Below are 1,303 nucleotides of genomic sequence, written 5' to 3'. Positions count from 1 at the left end.
AAAGCGGCTAGACCTGCATAAAGATTAAACGAAAAAGTTTTTTTCAAAAAACGTTCTCCTACACGATAATTAGTATATGATTCTACATTCATTATTTTACACAAAATAAAAAAGGACAGCACAAAGGCTGTCCTTTAGTCGACTATAATTAGTCTTGGTTTGTCATTTCTGCATATTTTTCTGCAGTTAATAACTTCTCAACTTGGCTTGCATCAGAAAGTTCAACTTTAACCATCCATGCACCCTCGTATGGAGATTCGTTAACAAGTTCTGGTTGGTCACTTAATTCTTCGTTTACTGCTACAACTTTACCGCTTACAGGTGCGTATAACTCAGAAACTGTTTTAACAGATTCTACGCTTCCGAATGGCTCGTCAGCTTCGATTGTTGCACCTACTTCAGGAAGTTCAACGAATACGATATCGCCTAGCTCACCTTGTGCAAAGTGAGTAATACCGATAACAACTTCATTACCTTCAGTTTTTACCCATTCGTGTTCTTCAGAGTAACGTAAATTATTTGGAATGCTCATGACTGTACCTCCAGTGAATGTATTAATTATGTAAAAATACCTTATTGGTACTTTTTCCACACACTTTCAAACTGCTCTTCGTTAAAACCAAGTGTTACATTCGTTCCATCTGTTACAATTGGACGTTTGATCAACATGCCATCAGATGCTAAAAGCTCATACATTTCGTCTTCGCTTGCATCTTTCAACTTATCTTTTAGACCAAGTTCACGGTAACGCATTCCACTTGTATTAAAGAATTTTTTTAATGGTAATTCACTTTTTTCATGTAAATTACGTAAATCTTCTTTTGATGGTGGATTTTCAACAATATGAATCATCTCATATGCTACATCGTTTGCCTCAAACCATTTCTTTGCCTTTTGACATGTGCCACACTTTGGATATGAATAAAATGTTACTGTCATAAATTCACCTACTTTTTTACTAACCTTTACCTTTATCATATAGAAAACGTTTTATTATTTCAAACCATTATTCGCTAAACTTTTACTTATTTCGTGATAATTTTTAATAATCCTGCGAATTTTTCTTATTTTTCCGCCATTTGTTAAGAAAAAAATAAATATATAAATTTTTAAAAATTCTGCACCAAACATATATCTTAAACAAGCGTTTGATTAATTTCTTATTTTTCTTTGTTAGCCTTTGAACTACATGAGTTTCTTTCTACCGAACATACAGCTTAAACAAACGTTTATTTTAAAAAAATAAGAAGCCTTTTTTACAGGCTCCTTCATCATCGACTTAAGTAATCCGAAATGGTTTGAA

The 1,303-nt window shown here is 32.8% G+C and carries 2 protein-coding genes; both read right to left on the bottom strand.

The genetic code is table 11. The features are described from left to right. Positions 1-148 precede the first annotated feature (148 nt). A complete protein-coding gene (gene gcvH / locus MR170_RS30635) occupies positions 149-532 on the bottom strand; it encodes a glycine cleavage system protein GcvH (RefSeq protein ID WP_000026896.1) in 384 nt (127 codons plus the stop codon). A gap of 41 nt (positions 533-573) precedes the next feature. Next, on the bottom strand, positions 574-939 hold the full coding sequence (locus tag MR170_RS30630) for an arsenate reductase family protein (RefSeq protein WP_000218968.1): 366 nt from the start codon (positions 937-939) through the stop codon (positions 574-576). Positions 940-1,303: the final 364 nt, after the last annotated feature.

The sequence above is a fragment of the Bacillus cereus group sp. BfR-BA-01524 genome, assembly GCF_022662595.1.
Classification (GTDB): domain Bacteria; phylum Bacillota; class Bacilli; order Bacillales; family Bacillaceae_G; genus Bacillus_A; species Bacillus_A thuringiensis_S.
This window is presented reverse-complemented; position numbering and strand designations above follow the sequence as displayed.

Coding starts and splice junctions, on each gene's coding strand:
- gcvH (WP_000026896.1), bottom strand. CDS start 532: ATGAGCATTCCAAATAATTTACGTTACTCTGAAGAACACGAATGGGTA.
- MR170_RS30630 (WP_000218968.1), bottom strand. CDS start 939: ATGACAGTAACATTTTATTCATATCCAAAGTGTGGCACATGTCAAAAG.